This window comes from Psychromonas arctica (assembly GCF_036697365.1).
In the GTDB taxonomy this organism is placed as follows: domain Bacteria; phylum Pseudomonadota; class Gammaproteobacteria; order Enterobacterales; family Psychromonadaceae; genus Psychromonas; species Psychromonas arctica_A.
Window position 1 is genome coordinate 1 of the sequence record NZ_JBAHZA010000040.1, and the last position, 1,679, is coordinate 1,679.

1 protein-coding gene is annotated in these 1,679 nt (G+C 48.3%); it reads right to left on the bottom strand.

Translation table 11 applies throughout. The annotated features are described in order from the left end of the window. On the bottom strand, nt 1-1,679 hold a 1,679-nt coding region (locus V5290_RS17185), incomplete at both ends, for an Ig-like domain-containing protein (protein ID WP_333388707.1).

Sequence of the window (1,679 nt, forward strand, 5' to 3'; positions counted from 1 at the left end):
GCAATCGGATCAACCGTCACTGTCACGGTTTCTGTATTGCCATCTTCATTAGTGTACGTAAATTCGTCTTCACCATTGAAGTCTGCATCTGGTGTGTAGGTCACGGTACCGTCAGCGTTAATCGCTACTGTCCCGTTAGTACCATCGGTGACTGACGCAACCGGTGAAACTTCACCATCGGCATCCGTATCATTTGCGACGACATCGATAACTACTGGGGTATCTTCATCAGTTGTTGCGCTGTCAGCTACTAATACTGTGTCATCAGCAATCGGATCAACCGTCACTGTCACGGTTTCTGTATTGCCATCTTCATTAGTGTACGTAAATTCGTCTTCACCATTAAAGTCTGCGTTTGGCGTGTAAGTCACGGTGCCGTCAGCGTTAATCGCAACAGTCCCGTTCGTGCCGTCTGTCACTGATGCAACCGGTGAAACTTCACCATCTGCATCGCTGTCATTTGCGACAACATCGATAACTACCGGCGTATCTTCATCAGTCGTTGCGCTATCTGCGACTAATACTGTGTCATCGGCCACTGCTTCAACTGTTACTGTGACCGTTTCTGTATTGCCATCTTCATTGGTGTAAGTAAATTCGTCTTCACCATTAAAGTCTGCGTTTGGCGTGTAAGTCACGGTGCCGTCAGCGTTAATCGCAACGGTACCGTTCGTGCCGTCTGTCACTGATGCAACAGGTGAAACTTCACCATCGGCATCCGTATCATTTGCGACGACATCGATAACTACTGGGGTATCTTCGTCAGTCGTTGCTGAATCAGCTACTAATACTGTGTCATCGGCAACTGGATCAACCGTCACTGTGACCGTTTCTGTATTGCCATCTTCATTAGTGTACGTAAATTCGTCTTCACCATTAAAGTCTGCGTTTGGCGTGTAAGTTACGGTGCCGTCAGCGTTAATCGCTACTGTCCCGTTCGTACCGTCTGTGACTGACGCAACAGGAGATGTGACACCATCGGCATCCGTATCATTTGCGACGACATCGATAACCACTGGCGTATCTTCATTAGTCGTTGCGCTGTCTGCGACTAATACTGTGTCATCAGCAATCGGATCAACCGTCACGGTAACCGTTTCTGTATTGCCATCTTCGTTGGTGTACGTAAATTCGTCTTCACCATTGAAGTCTGCATCTGGTGTGTAGGTCACGGTGCCGTCAGCGTTAATCGCTACGGTCCCGTTGGTGCCATCGGTTACTGACGCAACAGGTGAAACTTCACCATCGGCATCCGTATCATTTGCGACGACATCGATAACCACTGGCGTGTCTTCGTCAGTCGTTGCGCTGTCTGCTACTAATACTGTGTCATCAGCAATCGGATCAACCGTCACTGTCACCGTTTCTGTATTGCCATCTTCATTGGTATACGTAAATTCGTCTTCACCATTGAAGTCTGCATCTGGAGTGTAAGTCACGGTCCCGTCAGCGTTAATCACAACGGTCCCGTTCGTGCCGTCTGTCACTGATGCAACAGGAGATGTGACGCCATCGGCATCCGTATCATTTGCGACGACATCGATAACCACTGGCGTATCTTCATCAGTCGTTGCTGAATCAGCTACTAATACTGTGTCATCAGCAATCGGATCAACCGTCACTGTGACCGTTTCTGTATTGCCATCTTCATTGGTGTACGTAAATTCGTCTTCACCATT